Source organism: Bradyrhizobium sp., from assembly GCF_027307225.1.
Taxonomy (GTDB): Bacteria; Pseudomonadota; Alphaproteobacteria; order Rhizobiales; family Xanthobacteraceae; genus Bradyrhizobium.
The window spans coordinates 1-18,813 of sequence record NZ_DAHUXJ010000147.1; the positions used below are offsets into that span (position 1 = coordinate 1).

Consider the following 18,813-nt stretch of genomic DNA (forward strand, 5'->3'; position numbering starts at 1 on the left):
ATAGAGAAGCGGCACTAGAATCATTAAGGTTTGCTAGTGCCCATAACTTTCCGAAGTTCGTGAAAGGTGCGGGCTGAGCTGCTGTAACACGAACTTCGGAAAGTGGGCACTAGGGGTTTGACCTTTTGACTTGGCGGTGGCTTGCTGAAGGTGGGCCAACCAAAAAGAAGCTTGACGATGGAAACGACCTACGAAATCCACGCACTCCGCTATGCGACGATGTCGCCGCGCACGCCTCACATGAACTACATCACACCGGACCCGCACGAGACCGCGGCGTCTGATCTCGACTATTTCGTCTGGCTGGTCCAGCGGGCCGGCCGCAACATCCTCGTCGATACCGGATTCAATGCGGAAGAAGCAGCGGTGCGAAGCCGCAGGCTCACGCTCAACCCGGCAGAGGCGCTGACCCGCTTCGGGGTCCGCCCGGAAACGATCGATGACGTGATCGTCACCCACCTGCATTATGACCATGCCGGCAATCTCGACCTGTTTCCGAAGGCGCGTTTTCATCTGCAAGATCGCGAGATGAGCTATGCCACCGGGCGGTGCATGTGCTTCGGCCATCTGCGCCATCCGTTTTCGATCGAGCATGTGACGCTGATGGTGAAACATGTCTACGGCGAGCGCGTCACCTTCCATGCGGGCGACGGCGAGGTTGCGCCCGGCGTCACGGTGCATCATGTCGGCGGTCATTCCGACGGATTACAGGTCGTTCGCGTCGCGACCGCGCGCGGCCCGGTCGTTCTGGCGTCCGATGCGGCGCATTTCTACGGCAACCTGCATCGCCGCAACCCGTTTCCGATCGTCTACAATATCGGCGACATGTGCGCGGGGTGGGAGACCGTTGAACGGCTGGCCGGCCATCCCGACCGCGTCATCCCCGGTCACGATCCGCTGGTCGCCGAGCTTTATCCGCGCGCCAGCGACAAGGTCGATGCCTTCGCGCTGCACCGGGCGCCGTCGCGTTCTTTTGCAAAGTAATTCGCGCGATGGCTGCCTATAGCAATCTCGGCTTCGTTGGCCTCGGCGTGATGGGCGAGCCGATCTGCCGCAATCTCGTTCGAAAGAGCGGCGCGCGTGTGACGGTGTTCGATCTTGCGCCGGAGCCGCTGGCGCGGCTGAAGGCGGATGGCGCCGCCATTGCTGCTTCCGTGGCTGAAGTGATCGGCCAATGTGAGGTTCTCTTCATTTGCCTGCCCAGCGCAAAGCATGTGCGTGACGTGTTCGAAGGCGATGGCATTCTGAAGAACATTGGCAAAGGCCAGGTCGTCGTCGATCTCGGCACCTCGTCCGTGAGCCAGACGCGCGATTTCGCCAGCCGCGTGAAGACAAAGGGCGCGGTCTGGGTCGATGCGCCGATCGCGCGAACCCGTCAGGCCGCGCAGGACGGCACGTTGAGCGTCATGGTCGGCGCGACGGCGGAGCTGTTTGCGGCGCTCAAGCCGTTGATCGGGTGCTTCGCCACCGATGTCACGCTTTGCGGCGGCACCGGGGCCGGGCAGGTGACGAAAATTCTCAACAACATGGTGTTGTTTCAGACGGTTAATGCGCTGTCCGAAGCGGTTGCACTCGCCAAACGCAACGATGTCGATCCGGCATTGCTGCTCGACACGCTCTCGAAAGGCTCGGCGGACAGCTTCGCGCTCCGCAATCACGGCATGAAGGCGATTGTGCCCGGCAATTTCCCGGAGCGCGCTTTCTCGACCGAATACGCGCTGAAGGATTTGTCCTACGCGCTTGAGCTCGCGTCGGATGCGGGTTTGAGGATCCGCGGTGCGGAGCTAACCGGCAAAATCCTGCAGGAAGCGGTCGATGCGGGTTCGGGCGGCGCTTACTTTCCAGTCATCGCCAAACATCTCGATGGAGACAAGCGCGCCATGATTGATCGCTTCGCTGGTCTTACGCCGACGCGCAGTCGTGCGGTGGTTCACGACGGCCTGGTACTCACCGTCGCGGTCGCCCCCGATCCCGTGACGCCATCGATGTACGAGCAAACCAGAAAGGCGCTGGCGCGGATAGACGAAAGCCTCGCGCTATGCGGGACCGACAAAGCCAAGATACTGTCGGCCATCGTCTACATCAACGGCATGGCACTGAAGGGCGAGATGAATCGCGCCTGGGACGAATGGGTCGATAAGGCCAATCCGCCTATGCGGGCCTGCATCGGGGTCGAGCTGGAACCGCCGCACATCGTCGAGATCGTCGTAACCGCGGCGAAATAAAGTGCGCGGCGGCGTTTGACGCGCTTTAGAGCGTTTTCGAGCGAAGTGGGAACCGGTTCGCGTGAAGAAAACGCATCACTAGAATCTAGAGCCTGGTTTTGATTCAATCAAAACCAGATAGGCCTTTAGTAGCCGCCGGCTTTTGCGGCCTCCCCGATCGTCTGGGCGAGCCCAAGGCTCTGCTCGATCTTGCCCAGCGCGGCTGCGAGTTCCTTGCGCTCTCCCGCCGACAGGCACGAGAGAATTTCCTGTTCCTTGCGGAGCAGCCGCGGGATCAATTCTTCGTAGAGCTGGCGGCCTTTCGGCGTGAGCTGGAGCGCAAATTCGCGGCGGTCGTCTTCGTTGGCGACCCGCTCGATGATCTTGCGCTGCATCAGCGCCGTGACGGCACGGCTGATCGTCGATTTATGGGTGCGGGTGCAATGAGAAATATATTGAGCGGTGCAGGCGCGCTCGCGGAAGCCCAGCGTTGCCAGCACCCTCCATTCCGGAATGTCCAGGCCATAACGCTCGCGATATTCGACCGATAAGGCCGCGCTCACCTCCGCCGCCAGGCGGTTGAGGCGGAACGGCACGAAGCGGAACAAATCGAGCTGTGTCCTTGCCAAAATGGCTCCAATGCGGGTTGCGCTCGCGGCGCGGCGGGTTTAAGATAGTTGCAAGTGAAACTAATTTAACAGGGCCGGATCGTTCTGGCCAGAGCCTAAGCGCTAGTGAAGTGGATTTGACATTCGCTCTCATCTGGCCGCGGGCTCGCAATGCGAATGTCAAATCCTAAACTTCACTAGCATCTAATATTTGCCAGTGATCCTATGATTCTAACATTCGCAAAAGTAGCCGCCGCGAAGGGATGCGAATGCTAGAATCGGAGCACTAGATGTCGCAGGGCAATAGCCAGACCGACACCCGGGGCCGGACCCGGTTCGGCTATCATCGCCATGCCGACCAGGATCGCGCCGGCAGTGGCATCGCTACCCATCCCGTGGTCGTGGTTGGCGCGGGGCCGGTGGGGCTGTCGCTTGCGATCGATCTGGCGCAGCGCGGCCAGGCGGTCGTGCTGCTGGACGATGCGGACCGCATCGGCGAAGGCTCACGCGCTATCTGCTTCTCGAAGCGCTCGCTCGAATTCTGGGACCGGCTCGGCGTCGGTCAGCGCATGGTCGACAAGGGCGTGGTCTGGCAGGTCGGGAAAATCTTCCACGGCGCTTCGCTGCTCTATCAGTTCGACCTGTTGCCGGAGCAGGGACACAAGCGGCCCGCTTTCATCAATCTTCAGCAGTTCTATGCAGAGGCCTATCTGGTCGATCGCGTCAGTGAATTGCCCGCCATTTCCTTGCGGTGGTGCAACAAGGTCACGGGATTGGAGCAGCGCAACGACCACGTCGTTCTCTCCGTCGAGACGCCGGACGGGCCGTATCGGATCGCTGCGAGCTACGTCGTTGCCTGCGACGGTGCGCGTTCGACGCTGCGGCAAATGGTGGGCGCCGAGTTTGCCGGCCAGGTGTTCGAGGATCAGTTTCTGATCGCCGACGTCAAGATGACAGCGGAATTTCCGACCGAGCGCTGGTTCTGGTTCGATCCGCCGTTTCATGCCGGCAGGTCGGCCTTGCTACACAAGCAGCCGGACGATGTCTGGCGCATCGACCTGCAGCTTGACCGGAACGCCGACCCCGTCGCCGAGAAGCAGCCGGAAAATGTGCGGCCGCGGATCGCGCGCATGCTAGGCCACGACCATTTCGATTTCGAGTGGATTTCGCTTTACAAGTTCCAGTGCCGGCGCATGGCGCGCTTCCTCCACGGCCGCGTGGTCTTTGCAGGCGATGCGGCACATCAGGTTTCGCCATTCGGCGCGCGCGGTGCCAATTCGGGCCTGGAGGACGCCGAAAACCTCGGCTGGAAGCTCGACCGCGTTCTGCGCAAGACCTCGCCGGAAACCTTGCTGGAGAGTTATCACATCGAGCGCAGCCAGGCAGCTGACGAGAATATCCGCGAGTCGACCCGTTCTACCGATTTCATGGCGCCAAATTCGTCTTACGAGGCGCGGCTGCGCAAGACGGTATTGTCGCTCGCCAAGGAAACGGAATTCGGCAAGCGAATGGTCAATGGCGGCCGGTTGTCGGTTCCTTCGATTTATCAAACCTCGCTGTCGACCGTGGATAACGAGGACTGGCGCGGTGGCCCGCGTCCCGGCGCCTCGATGGTCGATGCGCCCATCACGGGATCTATCGGCGAGACCGTCTATCTCACCGATGCGTTCGCGAAAGCAGGCCGGCGCTTCGCTCTGCTCGTCTTCGTAAATGGTGGGGCCATGGACCTTCCCGACGATGTCGCGCTGATCCCGGTCGGAGGCGCGGAATTTTCCGACGCTGCCGGCCATCTGGCCTCACGCTACGATGCGAGGGCTGAAACCGCTTATCTGGTCCGGCCGGACGGCTACGTCGCCGCGCGTTTCCGTCATCCGACGCGAGGCGCCATCGAGGCCGCACTTTTGCGCGCAGCCGGCAACATCTGAGGTGGCTATGGCGTTGGTGACCCGATCGAACTTCGAAAAGCCGGACGATGCGTTTCGCGCCGTCATCGAGGCGCATCGCGGGCTAGGCGACGAGGCGAGCGCCGATCTTGACGCGGCGCTGGTTCTCATTCTCGCCAACCATATCGGCGATCTCGACGTCCTGCGTGAGGCGATCGATCTCGCCAAGCGGCGAATGCTGGAAGCGAGCCAGCAGCAGCAGCAACAACAACAGCAGCAATAACCAACAGGATTGAAGCGATGGCCGAAGGAATTGCAAAGGGATTTGCGTCCACCACCGACATGGCCGAGAAGAAGGTCACCTTCTCCGAGATCGGCACTGACCTTTATGCCTTCACCGCGGAAGGTGACCCCAACACAGCGGTCATTGTCGGCGAAGACGGCTGCCTGGTGTTCGATGCGCAGGCGACGCCCGCGATGGCCAACAAGGTGATCGAGCGTGTGCGCAAGGTCACCGACAAGCCGATCAAATATGTCGTGCTGTCGCATTACCACGCGGTGCGGGTGTTGGGCGGGTCGGCCTACAAGGCGCAAGCCGTGATCGCCTCGCAGGAAACCTATCGGTTGGTTGCCGAGCGCGGCCAGCAGGACTGGGATTCCGAATATGGCCGTTTCCCGCGCTTGTTTCAGGATGCAGAGAGCATTCCCGGGCTGACCTGGCCGACGCTCACTTTCGAAGGCGAGATGTCGATCTATCTCGGCAAGCGCGAGGTGCGCCTGATGCAGCTCGGCGCAGGCCATACCTCGGGTGATATCGTCGCCTGGGTGCCGGATGCGGAAGTGATGTTCTCCGGCGACCTGATCGAATACCACTCGGCCTGCTATTGCGGCGATGCGCATTTGCGGGAGTGGCCAGCGACGCTGAACGAAATCCGCGCCTTCAATCCCAAGGCAATCGCGCCGGGACGCGGCGATGCGCTGAAAGGACTGGCAACCGGGCGAGATGCCATCGCGATGACGCGCGACTTCGTCACGACGCTTTATGGCGCCGCGGAATCTGCGGTCGCCAAGGAACGCAGCCTGAAGGATACCATGGCCGTTGCGCGCGAAGTGATGGATCCGAAGTTTTCGAGCTTTGCCATTTACGAGCACTGCCTGCCGTTCAACGTCTCGCGCGCGTTCGACGAAGCGTCGGGGATCGATGACCCCGTGATCTGGACCGACAAGCGCGACCGGGAAATGTGGGCTTCCTTACAAGGAGGATGATGATGAATATCAATACCTCACCCGGTGCGGTCAGCCGTAGCTCAGCCAACATCACGCCGGGCTACATGTCCGGCTTCGGCAACAGCTTTGAGACCGAGGCGCTCCCCGGTGCTTTGCCGATCGGACGCAACTCGCCGCAGCGTTGCGCCTACGGGCTTTATGCCGAGCAGCTCTCCGGTTCGCCCTTTACTGCGCCGCGCGGCAGCAACGAGCGCTCCTGGCTCTATCGCATTCGTCCCTCCGTTCGGCATTCCGGCCGCTTTGAAAAGGCCGATATCGGGCTGTGGCGGACCGCGCCGTGCCTAGAGCATGAGATGGCGATCGGACAATTGCGCTGGGATCCCGCGCCGATTCCGAAAGCCGAGGTGACCTTCCTGCAAGGCATGCAAACGATGACGACCGCCGGCGACGCCGGCACGCAAGCAGGCATGGCGGCCCATGTGTTCCTGATCACCAAATCTATGGTCGACCAGAATTTCTATAATGCCGATGGCGAAATGCTGTTCGTGACACAGCAGGGCGCCTTGCGCTTCATCACCGAGTTCGGGCGCATCGATGTCGAGCCCGGCGAGATCGCCGTCATTCCGCGCGGCGTGAAATTCCGCGTTGAACTGACCGCAGGCCCGGCGCGTGGTTATGCTTGCGAAAATTACGGCGGCGCCTTCACGCTGCCGGAGCGCGGGCCGATCGGCGCCAATTGCCTTGCCAATGCGCGCGATTTCCTCACACCTGTTGCGGCCTACGAGGACAAGGACACGCCGACCGAATTGTTCGTGAAATGGGGCGGCGCGCTCTATGTGACGAAGCTGCCGCATTCGCCCATCGACGTGGTGGCCTGGCACGGCAATTACGCGCCTTACAAATACGATCTGCGAAGCTTTTCGCCGGTCGGCGCGATCGGGTTCGACCATCCTGATCCGTCGATTTTCACCGTGTTGACCTCACCGTCGGAAACCGCCGGTACCGCCAATATCGACCTCGTGATCTTTCCCGAGCGATGGGCCGTTGCCGAAAACACCTTCCGGCCGCCCTGGTATCACATGAACATCATGTCGGAGTTCATGGGCCTGATCTATGGCGTCTATGACGCCAAGCCGCAGGGGTTCACGCCCGGCGGCATCAGTCTGCACAACATGATGTTGCCGCACGGTCCCGACCGCGAGGCGTTCGATCACGCCAGCAATAGCGAATTGAAGCCGGTCAAGCTGGCGGGCACGATGGCCTTCATGTTCGAGACGCGGTTTCCGCAGCGCGTCACCGCGCATGCGGCGAAATCGGCGACGTTGCAGCATGATTACGCGGATTGCTGGAAAGGCCTCGAGAAGCGGTTCGATCCAGCCAAGCCGTAGTTTTGAGTGCTCGTCATCGCCGGGCTTCACCCGGCGATCCATCGCACTTTTTGAAGGGTGGATGCCCGAGTCATCTAGCGCGAAGACGCGCTTCGCGCTTTTGCCCTGGCATGACGATTTTTCCGATTGGAGAGCTAACTTGTCCCACCCCAACGATCCCGCGCTTCGTTCCTTCATTCCTGTCGATCCGGAATCGGATTTCCCGATCCAGAACCTGCCCTACGGCGTGTTCTCGACGGCGGCGTTAGCTGCGCCGCGGGTCGGCGTTGCGATCGGCGAGTATATTCTCGATCTCTGGGAGCTCGAACAGGATGGCCGGTTGAATTTCGGCGTCGGTCCGGGCGTTTTTGCTGGCAGATTTCTTAATCACTTCATGTCGCTGGGGCCGAAGGTGTGGGCCGCTACGCGCGCGCGGATCAGCGAGCTTCTGCGGCATGACACTGACGAACTGCGCGACAATGAAGCGTTGCGTAAACGTGCGCTGGTGCCGATGAAGGAAGCCAGACTGCACATGCCGATTATGGTTTCCGGCTACACCGATTTTTACGCATCGAAGGAACATGCGAGCAATGTCGGCATCATGTTCCGCGGCAAGGACAATGCGCTGCAGCCGAACTGGCTGCATATGCCGATTGGATATAACGGGCGCGCTTCGACCGTCGTGGTGTCCGGCACCAAGGTGCGGCGGCCGCGCGGGCAATTGAAGCCGCCGGGCGCCGACCTTCCCATCTTTGGGGCCTGCAGGCGGCTCGATTTCGAACTCGAAATGGGCGCCGTGGTCGGACAGGCGTCAGCGATGGGCGAGACTCTGACGGAAGCGCAGGCCGAAGCGATGATCTTCGGCTTTGTGCTGCTGAACGACTGGAGCGCGCGCGATATCCAGCAATGGGAATATGTGCCGCTCGGGCCGTTTCAGGGCAAGGCGTTTGCGACTTCGATCAGTCCATGGGTCGTCACGTCGGCGGCGCTGGAGCCATTCCGCCGCCACGGGCCGAAACAGGATCCGGCGCCGCTGTCCTATTTGCAGCAGATCGAGCCCAACAATTACGACATCGAGCTTGAAGTCGGCTTGCGCGCGGCATCGATGAACAAGCCGGCGCGCATCAGCCGCACCAATTTCAAGTACATGTACTGGTCATCGGTGCAGCAGTTGCTGCACCACGCTTCGTCCGGCTGCGCGATGAATATCGGCGATCTCTTGGGCTCCGGTACGATCTCGGGGCCCGAGAAAGGTCAGCGCGGCAGCCTGCTCGAGATTTCCTGGAACGGCACCGAGCCGGCCGAGATTGCGAGTGGCATCACGCGGACATTTCTCGAAGATGGGGATTCGCTGGTCATGCGCGGCTGGTGCGAGGGCGAAGGCTATCGCGTCGGATTCGGCGAGGTCGAAGGCACGATCATGCCGGCTTGAGCCGTCATTCCGGGTCTGGTCCTTCGGACCATCCCGGAATGACGTACCTCAGCTCACCGTTGTTCCGGCGGGATATCGCGAATCCGCAGCGAGTGTGCGGCGATATCCTCGCGCTCATATTTGAGATGCACGCGCTTGTTGGACGGCGGTTGTTTTGCGACCGAGACGCCCGGCCGCCATTCGCGGGCAGGGCGGATCGGCCGCGGGACAAATCCGCCACCGCAATTCGGGCACACGTTTTCGAGCTTGTTCTGCGCACAGTCCGCGCAGAAGGTACATTCATAGCTGCAAATGCGTGCGTCCGTCGAATGCGGCGGCAGATCGATGTCGCAAGATTCGCAGTTCGGCCGAAGTTGCAGCGCCATATCCTGTCTCCGTGAGAGGCGAGGGATCATCGCAAGCCGCGCCTCTTTTGCGGATGACGGATTTCCCTCGATTCCAGACAATCGTCCTTGGCCGGTTGTGGCAATTCTATCGGGCGGAAGCATCCTTGCCTTGCCACGCTCGGACGAGATCGGCGATATCCGCCTGCGCCGGCTCGCGGATTGCCGACGGGGTGCGCGAGAAGCGCGGCGCCGGCGCCGGCTGCGTGACGCCGTGGCGTTTGACGAAGGTTTTCCGCGCCCTCATGTGAGAATGCTCCGGCGCCTCAGTGATCGTCAGCACCGGTGCGAAGCAGACGTCGGTGCCCTCCATGATCCGGCACCATTCGTCGCGGGTCTTGGTCCTGAAGACGTCAGCCAGTTTTTGGCGGAGGGAGGGCCAGGCCTCGCGTTCCATCTGGGCGTCAAAGGCGGATTCCGACAGCCCCGCGAGGCGGCGCAACAATTCATAAAACTGCGGCTCGATCGAGCCGATGGAGATGAAGTGGCCGCAGCTACATTGGTAGACGCCGTAGAAATGGGCGCCGCCGTCGAGAAAATTGCTTTCCCGTTCGCCGGTCCAGCGACCGATCGCCGCGAAATCGTAAAACATCGACATCAGCGAGGCTGCGCCATCGCACATCGCGGCATCCACGATCTGGCCCTTGCCGGATTTTTTCGCTTCCAGCAGCGCTGCGAGCACGCCAACGACAAGATAGAGTGCGCCGCCGCCGAAATCGCCGACCAGGTTGAGCGGCGGGACCGGCCGCTCGGTGGTGCCGATCGCGGCCAGTGCACCGGTCACCGATATGTAATTGATGTCGTGGCCGGCGGCCTGGGCCAATGGCCCATCCTGCCCCCAACCGGTCATGCGGCCGTAAACCAGCCGCGGGTTTCTGGCGAGCACCACGTCGGGGCCGAGTCCAAGCCGTTCCATCACGCCGGGCCGAAACCCTTCGACCAGAGCATCTGCGTGTTCGAGCAGATCGAGCGCCTGGCCTGTCGTAGCCTCGTTCTTGAGGTCGATCTCGACCACCTTGCGTCCACGCGCCGCCGCCGATTTCTGGTTTTTCGTGACGCCGGGGCGGTCGAGCGTGACGACCTCGGCCCCCATGTCGGCCAGCATCATGCAGGCGAATGGTCCTGGTCCGATGCCGGCAAATTCGACGATGCGGAAGCCGGTCAATGGACCCATGGTCGGCGTCTTGGAATCCGGCGTGTCGGGCACTCGTTTTTCCTTGCTGGCCGGGTGGAGTTGGTTGGCGAGTGTCCGCCAAACGCCCAATATCCGTCAACCGAGCAGATCAGCCGGTTCGCCTACGATGGCACCGTCGGTTCGGCTGAGACCGCTACCAAATGCCGATATCACGGCGCTCGGACGGCCTTCCCCCGGTTTACGAGCTCTTATTCATTCTATTCTAGGTTCCTCGGCACCCGAGGTTCACGTTTCGACGGACCGCCGGGATCTTGGTGTGGCAGGGGGTGGCGGTGAAATTTTTGCAACGTATCAAGCTGGCGTCGTTCAAGCTGCCCACCTTGCGATTTCGCGGTAAAATCAGCCTCGGCTTTGCCATTGTACTTGCGATTTCAGCCGCCAGCATGGGTGTCGCCTATCTTGGCTTCGAGCGCGTTTCGAATGGCGTCACCGCCTATCGGGCGAGCGTGTCGCAATCCGATCAGGCCCAGAACATCGATCGCGATCTGATCGCGTACCGGGCGTTGGCCAAATATTATGTGGTGACCGGCAAGGCGGACGACTCCAAGGCCGCCCTGACGGCGGAAGGCGCGTTGCGCAACGCCATCGGTCAGGCGATGAAGAGCGTCGATATGAATAATAATGAGCGCACCAAGCTGATCGCGCGCCTGCATTCGGAGTTTCACTCCTTCACCAAGGTCTTTGCCGACGTCGTGAGGATCAAGAATGAAAGCGAGCTGATCAGCCAAAACGAGCTGATGCGGAACGGCAACCAGCTGCGCTACAAGCTCGATGACCTGCCAAGCGGGGTCGAAGACGATTCAACGCTGGCCGCCGTCACCATAGCCAGCAAGAAGGCGGCCGCGCTGTTCCAGACCGCGACCGCGCTTGTCGGGACCTTCGTGGTCAATGCCGATCAGTCGATCGCCACCGGCGCTCTCGCCCGGTTGAAGTTCGTCGAGGCTGCGCTGAAGGCCATTCCCGCCGATGAGCCGAAGGTCGCACAAGCAGTGAAGGACGCCTCCGGTTACCTCGAGGATTATCGCAAGTCGGTGACCAAGCTGGTCGACAATGCCAAGGAACTTGACGAGCTCTCGATCGAGATGGCGGACTCTACCGTTGCCATCATGAAGGCATCGAATGCGATGAAGGCCGATCTGCTCGCCGACCAGCAGCGGCTGGATTCCGAATCGGTTGCGACCATCAGCCAGACGCAACGCCTCATCGTTATGCTCGCGATCGGCGGTTTCCTCCTGGGCGCGGTGCTGGCGGTGTTCCTGGGAACGGGAATGTCGCGCCCGATGATTGCAATGTGCAAGGCGATGCGCGAGCTTGCCGGCGGCAATTTCGACGTCGTACTGCCGGGTCTCGGCCGCAAGGACGAACTCGGCGAGATGGCTTCCGCCGTCGAGGAGTTCAAAGTACAGGCAGTCGCGAAGGCCGAACGCGACGCAGCCGCTCTCGACGAACAGAACAGGGCCGCTGCTGCGGGACGCCGCGCCGAACTGATCCGCTTTGCCGATGAATTCGAGGCAGCCGTAGGCAGCATCGTCGCCAATGTTTCGGCTTCGGCCGAGCAGCTCGAGGCGTCCGCGGGCACGCTGACGCGCACGGCGGAGACTACCCAGGATCTGTCAGGTCAGGTGGCCGGCTCATCCGAGCAGGCTTCCAGCGACATGCAATCGGTCGCCGCGGCAACCGAGGAGCTCTCGTCTTCGGTCGGCGAGATCGGACGGCAGGCCCAGGAGTCCAACCGGATCGCCGAGGCGGCGGTGCTCCAGGCCCGGCAGACCGACGGCCGCATCGGCAAGCTCTCGCGCGCCGCGCAGGAAATTGGCGATGTCGTCAAGCTGATCACCGCCATTGCTGAGCAGACCAATCTCCTGGCGCTCAACGCGACCATCGAAGCGGCCCGTGCTGGTGATGCCGGGCGGGGATTTGCCGTCGTCGCCTCCGAAGTCAAGTCGCTGGCGAGCCAGACCGCCAAGGCGACCGACGAGATTTCGACACACATCGCGGGCATGCAGGGCGCTACGCAGGAATCGGTCGCCGCGATCAAGGAAATCGGGGGGACCATCGGGCAGATCTCGAACATTGCCTCGGCAATTGCGAGTGCCGTCGAGGAGCAAAGTTCGGCGACGCAGGAAATTGCGCGCAGCGTGCAAAATGTAGCCGAAGGAACCAGCCAGGCCGCCGTGAATATCATGGAGGTCAACCGGGGCGCGGCGGAAACCGGCTCTGCCTCAACCAACGTTCTGGAAGCGGCGCAGTCGCTGTCTTCCGAAAGCACGCGGCTGCGGGAAGAGCTCGACCGCTTCATGGCCAATATTCGCGCCGCCTGATCTCAACCTGACAGCGCTGGGGGTGTGGCGCCAACGTTCACCTAATTTCTGCAGCTAATCTCTGCCGAATTGACGCTTCAGCTCGACCTTCGCCCGGTTCAAGCGTGGCCGGCAATACGGTTCCTCCTTGCCCATGCGGGGAACCCCATTGCCCGGACGGACGTTAATGGTCTTGGCTGATGGCCTTGCACGCTTGGTGCGGAAAAGGCCTTCTGTTCTCCCGGCAATTCCTGATCGGTTCGGCTCCATGGGTTTGCGGCGACGGCAGGGCGATTTGGACGCTGCGGCCGAGCCTGCGCCAGCGGACGACCCCTCTGTCGTCGAAACCAGCATCCCCTTCCGGCTCGACGCGCTGCGCTGGAGCGGCTTCCATACCCGCGTCGTGCTCGCGCTCGGGATTACCTGGGTGCTCGACGGGCTGGAGGTCACGCTGGCGGGCGCCTTGTCGGGGGCGCTCAAGCAAAGTCCGGTGCTGCATTTCTCGAATTTCGAGGTGGGCTTCGCCAACAGTTGTTATCTTGCCGGCGCGGTGCTTGGCGCGTTTGGCTTCGGCTGGCTGACCGATCGCATCGGCCGCAAGAAGCTGTTCTTCATCACGCTCGCGCTTTATCTCGCCGCCACCGCGGCGACGGCGTTGTCATGGAGTATGGCGAGCTACGCGCTGTTCCGTTTTCTGACGGGCGCGGGCATCGGCGGCGAGTACACCGCGATCAATTCGACCATTCAGGAACTCGTGCCGGCGCGCTATCGCGGATGGACCGACCTTGTCATCAACGGCAGCTTCTGGATCGGCGCAGCGCTCGGTGCCGCCAGCGCCATCGTGCTGCTCGATCCGAACTGGATCGGCGTCGACCTCGGCTGGCGGCTCGCCTATCTCACCGGGGCCTGTCTCGGCCTTGTCGTGTTTGTGATGCGGATATGGATTCCCGAAAGTCCGCGATGGCTGATCATTCACGGCCACCCCGATCAAGCCGATGCGATCATGCGCGGCATCGAGAGTTCGGTTGCGGTGCAAGCGCCGGATCGATCGCCAGTCGATGGAGAAGCGGCGCGGCAACGCGCATGGCCGAAACTTCGGATACGGATGCGCGATCATACGCCGCTGTCGGAGGTTGCGCACACGCTGTTTAAAGTCTACCGCGAGCGCTCGCTGGTCGGCCTGGTGCTGATGATCGCCCAGGCCTTCTTCTACAACGCGATCTTCTTCACTTTCGCGCTGGTCCTGACCGACTTCTATGGAATACCCGCGAGCCAGGTCGGCTGGTACATCCTTCCTTTCGCAGCCGGAAATTTCATGGGGCCGCTGGTGCTCGGGCGCCTGTTCGATACGCTGGGACGCCGTCCGATGATCGCGTTCACCTATGGCATTTCCGGTATCCTGCTCGCGCTCTCGGGCTATTTGTTTGAAATCGGCGTATTGAACGCGACAACGCAAACAATTGCATGGATGGTGATCTTCTTCTGCGCTTCTCCGGCAGCAAGCGCCGCCTATCTGACGGTGAGCGAGAACTTTCCGCTGGAGATCCGTGCGCTCGCGATCGCGGTGTTCTATGCTGTCGGTACCGGAATTGGCGGCCTCGCGGGCCCTATCCTGTTCGGGGCGTTGATCGATACCGGTTCGCGCGGCAGCGTCTTTACGGGTTATCTGTTCGGCGCGCTCCTGATGATGGTGGCCGCCGCAGTCGGATGGCGTTACGCGGTGGCGGCGGAGCGGCGCCCGCTTGAAGCGGTAGCGCCGCCGCTGGCATCGGTGGAGTAACAGGACGATGAAGATCCCGCATGAATGAACATCTAGCCGATCGCGTATTACCCGAGCATCAGGACGCCTGGCCCGCTGACGGCGCTTCGCTCGATCTGATCACCGAGCAGCTCGCGAAGTGCCTCGATCGTTGCGCCATGTTGCTCGATATTGACGGCACGCTTCTGGATCTTGCGCGCACTCCGCGCGAGGTGTGGGTGCCGCCTGGGCTTGCGGCTACGCTGCATGCGCTGCACGATCGGACCAAGGGCGCGCTCGCCCTCGTCAGCGGAAGGTCCCTCAACGACATCGACCTGTTCTTTGCCCCGGATCGATTCCCCGGCGTCGGCGGTCACGGTGCGGAGATGCGGCTCTCGACCGATAGTGAAGCGGTCGCCACGCACGCGCCGCCGCTGGAGCCGGAGCTGAAGCGCCGTCTCGCCGCGATCGCGCGGCTCAGTCCGGGCATTCTGCTGGAAGACAAGGGGTACTCGCTCGCGTTGCACTACCGCCTAGCACCGCATGCCGAGAAGGCGATTTATGAGGCCGTGTCGCTGATCCGGGCCGATTTGCCGAATGCACCGATCGAGGTGTTGCCTGGAAAATGCGTCTGCGAGGTCAAGCAATCGGGCTTCGACAAGGCGAGCGGCGTGCGTGAAGTGATGAAACACGAACCGTTCAGCGGCCGCCGCCCGATTTTTATCGGTGACGACGTAACCGATGAATCGGTCTTTGCAATCATGCCGGAACTTGGCGGGCTCGCCTTTTCCGTCGGCCGTCATGCCAGCGGGGTCGCTGGTCATTTTGACGAACCGGCCGACGTTCGCGCCTGGCTGAAGCGCCTCATTGATGGCAAAGCTTTGTCAGTGCGATGATCGACGGAGCTAAATGTTCTCGCAGCTCAAGGATGCATGAACGAATTTGGCCGTGAACGCGCGCATTTGCGACGTTGCACTGCCTGAATTCGGTTTCAATTCATTGGAAAAGTGAAAAGGAACCATATTGATGAACGGTTGTTAACACGCGAGCGAACCATCAGGAGGGGAACCGGTGAGCCTCGTCGTCGTTTCAAATCGGATCACGCGCGGCAATGCCAATGAACCCATCACGGGAGGCCTCGCCGCAGCGTTACTTCCAATTGTAGAGAAATCGGGCGCGATCTGGGTCGGTTCCAGCGGCCGCGTTCGTGACGGCGTACAGAAAGAGCCGTTTGCCGAAATCGAGGCGCTTGGCGCCGGCGCGCTCGCGATGCTCGACCTGCCGGCCGCGCATTACGAGGGATACTACGAGGGTTTCGCCAATTCGGCGTTGTGGCCGGCGCTGCATTCGCGCGCGGACCTGATCCGCGTCTCGCAGGGCGACTATCTGTCTTATCGCGAAGTCAACGCCTTCATGGCGCGGGCGCTCATGCGATTCCGCAAGCTGGAGACGGCGTTCTGGATCCAGGACTATCATTTCCTCGCGCTGGGCGCCGAATTGCGCGAGCTCGGCGTCTATCAACCGATCGGCTTCTTCCTGCATACGCCGTGGGCTCCGCGCGACGTGATCGAAGGCGTTCCGCACCACCGCGAACTGGTGGAAGCCATGCTGGCCTATGACCTGATCGGCTTTCAGACCGAGGGCGATTGCGAGAATTTTACGAGCTATCTCTCGACCACGCTCGGCCTTGTGGTCGCGGACGGAACTGTCGTGACCCGGCACGGAACGACTCGCCTTGCGGTGTTTCCGATCGGCATCGATGTCGAAAAATTCGCGCGTCAGGCGTCCAAGGCCATTTCGCACCCCGATGTGTCGCGCCTGCGCCGCAGCCTGAATGGTGAAAAGCTCGCCATCGGCGTCGACCGCCTCGATTATTCCAAGGGGCTCGTCAACCGCGTCAAGGCCTTCGACAAGATGTGGGCGCTGCATCCGTCGCTGGCGCGCACGGTGTCGCTGCTTCAGATCGCAACGCCCTCGCGCGGGGCCATCGAGGCCTACGGTCATCTGCAGAGCGAGCTCGCGAAACTTGTCAGCGAAGTCAACGGCCTTCACGGCGAGGTCGACTGGACGCCGATCCGTTATCTCAACAAGGGTTTTAGCCAGACCGTATTGGCCGGTCTTTACCGCACGGCGCAGGTTGGCGTGGTGACGCCGCTGCACGACGGCATGAACCTGGTGGCGAAGGAATATGTCGCCGCGCAGAACCCTGCCGATCCCGGCGTGCTCGTGTTGTCGAAGTTTGCCGGCGCCGCCAACGAACTCGACACGGCGCTTCTGGTCAACCCTCACGATATCGACGGCATGGCGCGAACAATCGCCACCGCGCTATCGATGCCGCTGCTGGAGCGGCGGATGCGCTGGGAGGCGATGATGGTGAAGCTTCGCCGCCGCTCCATCCAGCAATGGTTCGAGAGCTTTGTCGAGGCGTTGGAAAGGGCGCGCACCGAACGCGAGGCAGCGCTAGAGCCTGTCGTGAGGCCGCCGAATTTATGGCCGCTACGGTCTGTCAACGCCTGACCGCACGACGGATTTGACAGGTGAGAGCGAAGGCCAGGGCCGGCCTTCAGGCCCCGGGGCAAGAGTCCGTAAGTTGCAATAAGCCACATCGTCGAGGGCGACGCACCGCGCCTTGCCGGGATCAGCGAGCGGGACCATACCTTTGCCCTGGCGGCCGAACACGCCGGGCCCGACCGTAACCGAGGATTTGTTGCCGATAGCGACGCTGGGGCGAGCGGAGAGCCGCGACCTCATACTGCCAGGCCAGATGATCGTATCTCCCGACCAAACGCCGCGACGTCCGTCGTCGCAGCTCACGTCAACGCCTTCGCGGTGACAATTCTTTGCGTGAACGGATGCCGCATATCCGGCCGCAGCGAGAGTGGCCAGAAATGTCATCGCCTGACGGATCTTCATCTCGTCCTCGCCCGTCACTTCATCTCGCGCGATCAAAGAAGTCGGAGTTTGATGCTTCCCGGTTCAGGATCTCCGTCCGAACTGGCTCTTGTAAAAATTACAAGTAATTTCAACATGTTGTGGAAATGACGTCAGCCACCACAGCGGTGCACTTGCAAAAATCCGCGCGCGCCTCCAAGAGAGGGCCTCTTCGGAGAGATGGCCGAGTGGCTTAAGGCGCACGCTTGGAAAGCGTGTGTGCGGGAAACCGTACCGTGGGTTCGAATCCCACTCTCTCCGCCAGAAAATGAAGAAATACCCATATTTATTGGGCTTTCTGAGATTTCTCTGCTTTTGAAAACCGGGTTTACCCCCGGCTTGGACGCGAGAGCGATAACGGTCGCAGGCGGGCTCCGGCGGGCGGACACGAGTGTCACTGGAGCTTGTGTTCGCAGAAAGCGGCATTACCTCAGCCTGGCTTCGGAAGGGGATTTGGCCCCGCCGAGAAACTGGGCAGGAGGCCCTCTTGAGCAACAATCAGCTTCTACTTAAGCAAGTCGGCGGTTTCTTTTACGGCGAGGAATGGCAGGCCCCTCTCGCGCGTGATCTCGCTGTGAACGAGCGAACAATGCGCCGTTGGGCAGCCGGTACGGAAGAAATTCCACAGGGTGTTTGGCGCGATTTGAGCTCTCGCTTTGAGGTTTACAGCAGAGGGCTTGCCGCTGTTGCTGCCCAAGTTAAGGAGACCGCTGGCCTTGCGTCGGCTCCTGCCCAGGCTACTGACAGTGCGAGCCTCTGGATAACGCACATCGCGCTGCCGAAGGAAAAGCTGCAAGAGCTCACTCCCGGCGAGCGAAGTCTGTTTTTGCTTTTGGGATATGCTTCGAACCAGATCAATGCGCTCTGGAAACTGGTCATCGTCGCTACGAACCCGACGGATGGCATAAACCCTGTCGAGGAAAAGGTCTCGGCGGCTCAGACGCAAATCCACGTGCGGCTGCTCATTGGCATCATGCGTGAGGCACTAAAGCTCATCGAAAAGCGTTTTCTGGGAAGCCCGATTGGAAGGGAATATACGCCTCTTCTGAATGCCCCGACCACCGAAGCTCTAACGCGGCTCAAGAAGCGGTTTGGCGCACCGGATAAATTTGTAATTGTCCGCGACAATTTTGCGTTTCATCATCCGTCGCTTGACGACATGGAAGCTGCCTTTCAGTTGGCCGTCAAATCGGATGGCGATGACACAGACTGGTGCATGTACTTGAACGATGCGCTACTCAACACGTTTTTCTTTGCATCTGATTTTGTTCTTGTCCACGGGATGGCGAACGCAATGGGCGAAGTGGACGTCAACACGGCGCACCAGAAGCTCTTGGGTGACATCGCGCCCATCGCCAACGATGTGTCTACGTTCGCATTTGGCTTTGCGGAAGCGATATTCAAAAAGTATTTCGGCGAGCTAACTGCAACCCGAGTTGCCAATATAGAGGGTGCAGCAAACATCGATGATTTGCGGCTCCCGTGGTTTGTACGAACCACAAGCCTTTCGGCGAGCTAATGACTTGGCTGCGGCATTGCCTACGG

The 18,813-nt window shown here is 61.2% G+C and carries 15 protein-coding genes, 1 tRNA gene and 1 pseudogene; 14 read left to right on the top strand and 3 right to left on the bottom strand.

Annotated elements, in window-relative coordinates; all coding sequences use genetic code 11:
- The first annotated feature begins 177 nt into the window (after positions 1-177).
- The 3 genes and pseudogenes from M6D32_RS24435 to M6D32_RS24445 all read left to right on the top strand — a co-directional run bounded on the left by M6D32_RS24435 (position 178) and on the right by M6D32_RS24445 (position 2,225).
- A complete protein-coding gene (locus tag M6D32_RS24435; protein ID WP_298261157.1) occupies positions 178-984 on the top strand; it encodes an N-acyl homoserine lactonase family protein in 807 nt (268 codons plus the stop codon).
- Between the two features lie 8 nt (positions 985-992).
- Positions 993-1,865, top strand: a pseudogene (locus tag M6D32_RS24440) (NAD(P)-dependent oxidoreductase); the annotation flags it as partial.
- Positions 1,866-1,985: 120 nt separating this feature from the next.
- Positions 1,986-2,225, top strand: coding sequence for a RidA family protein (locus tag M6D32_RS24445; protein ID WP_298261226.1), 240 nt, complete (start codon positions 1,986-1,988; stop codon positions 2,223-2,225).
- 125 nt (positions 2,226-2,350) lie between these two features.
- On the opposite strand, the gene M6D32_RS24450 is transcribed toward M6D32_RS24445, so the two are convergent.
- Positions 2,351-2,833 carry a MarR family transcriptional regulator gene (locus M6D32_RS24450; RefSeq protein ID WP_298261159.1) on the bottom strand — a complete coding sequence of 161 codons (483 nt, stop codon included), beginning with the start codon at positions 2,831-2,833 and terminating at the stop codon, positions 2,351-2,353.
- Between the two features lie 269 nt (positions 2,834-3,102).
- Between M6D32_RS24450 and M6D32_RS24455 the strand changes: the two genes are divergently transcribed.
- The 5 genes from M6D32_RS24455 to fahA all read left to right on the top strand — a co-directional run bounded on the left by M6D32_RS24455 (position 3,103) and on the right by fahA (position 8,721).
- Entirely contained in the window at positions 3,103-4,737 is a 1,635-nt protein-coding gene (locus tag M6D32_RS24455; protein WP_298261161.1) for an FAD-dependent oxidoreductase, read from the top strand.
- 7 nt (positions 4,738-4,744) lie between these two features.
- Positions 4,745-4,978, top strand: a complete 234-nt coding sequence (locus M6D32_RS24460; RefSeq protein WP_298261163.1) for a DUF2783 domain-containing protein — start codon at positions 4,745-4,747, stop codon at positions 4,976-4,978.
- Positions 4,979-5,007: 29 nt separating this feature from the next.
- Positions 5,008-5,961: an MBL fold metallo-hydrolase gene (locus M6D32_RS24465; RefSeq protein ID WP_298261228.1), complete on the top strand. Its 954-nt coding sequence runs from the start codon at positions 5,008-5,010 to the stop codon at positions 5,959-5,961.
- Positions 5,962-5,963: 2 nt separating this feature from the next.
- The gene (gene hmgA, locus M6D32_RS24470) at positions 5,964-7,310 is read left to right on the top strand and encodes a homogentisate 1,2-dioxygenase (RefSeq protein WP_298261165.1); all 1,347 of its coding nucleotides are present in this window, start codon (positions 5,964-5,966) and stop codon (positions 7,308-7,310) included.
- 139 nt (positions 7,311-7,449) lie between these two features.
- On the top strand, positions 7,450-8,721 hold the full coding sequence (gene fahA, locus M6D32_RS24475) for a fumarylacetoacetase (protein ID WP_298261167.1): 1,272 nt from the start codon (positions 7,450-7,452) through the stop codon (positions 8,719-8,721).
- A 53-nt stretch (positions 8,722-8,774) separates the two neighbouring features.
- On the opposite strand, the gene M6D32_RS24480 is transcribed toward fahA, so the two are convergent.
- Complete coding sequence (locus M6D32_RS24480) at positions 8,775-9,086, bottom strand: DUF1272 domain-containing protein (RefSeq protein ID WP_298261169.1); 312 nt, start codon at positions 9,084-9,086, stop codon at positions 8,775-8,777.
- A gap of 106 nt (positions 9,087-9,192) precedes the next feature.
- Positions 9,193-10,278: a CaiB/BaiF CoA-transferase family protein gene (locus M6D32_RS24485; protein ID WP_298261230.1), complete on the bottom strand. Its 1,086-nt coding sequence runs from the start codon at positions 10,276-10,278 to the stop codon at positions 9,193-9,195.
- A 293-nt stretch (positions 10,279-10,571) separates the two neighbouring features.
- Here M6D32_RS24485 and M6D32_RS24490 point away from each other — a divergent pair, with 293 nt between their 5' ends.
- From M6D32_RS24490 to M6D32_RS24520, 6 genes are all read left to right on the top strand, one after another.
- A complete protein-coding gene (locus M6D32_RS24490; protein ID WP_298261171.1) occupies positions 10,572-12,620 on the top strand; it encodes a methyl-accepting chemotaxis protein in 2,049 nt (682 codons plus the stop codon).
- Between the two features lie 274 nt (positions 12,621-12,894).
- Complete coding sequence (locus M6D32_RS24495) at positions 12,895-14,379, top strand: MFS transporter (protein ID WP_298261173.1); 1,485 nt, start codon at positions 12,895-12,897, stop codon at positions 14,377-14,379.
- 20 nt (positions 14,380-14,399) lie between these two features.
- The gene (otsB, locus tag M6D32_RS24500) at positions 14,400-15,233 is read left to right on the top strand and encodes a trehalose-phosphatase (protein ID WP_298261175.1); all 834 of its coding nucleotides are present in this window, start codon (positions 14,400-14,402) and stop codon (positions 15,231-15,233) included.
- Positions 15,234-15,408: 175 nt separating this feature from the next.
- Positions 15,409-16,854, top strand: a complete 1,446-nt coding sequence (locus tag M6D32_RS24505) for a trehalose-6-phosphate synthase (RefSeq protein ID WP_298261177.1) — start codon at positions 15,409-15,411, stop codon at positions 16,852-16,854.
- 588 nt (positions 16,855-17,442) lie between these two features.
- Positions 17,443-17,532: transfer RNA gene (locus tag M6D32_RS24515), tRNA-Ser, on the top strand.
- Positions 17,533-17,755: 223 nt separating this feature from the next.
- Positions 17,756-18,787: a hypothetical protein gene (locus M6D32_RS24520; protein WP_298261179.1), complete on the top strand. Its 1,032-nt coding sequence runs from the start codon at positions 17,756-17,758 to the stop codon at positions 18,785-18,787.
- The last annotated feature ends 26 nt before the right edge of the window (positions 18,788-18,813 follow it).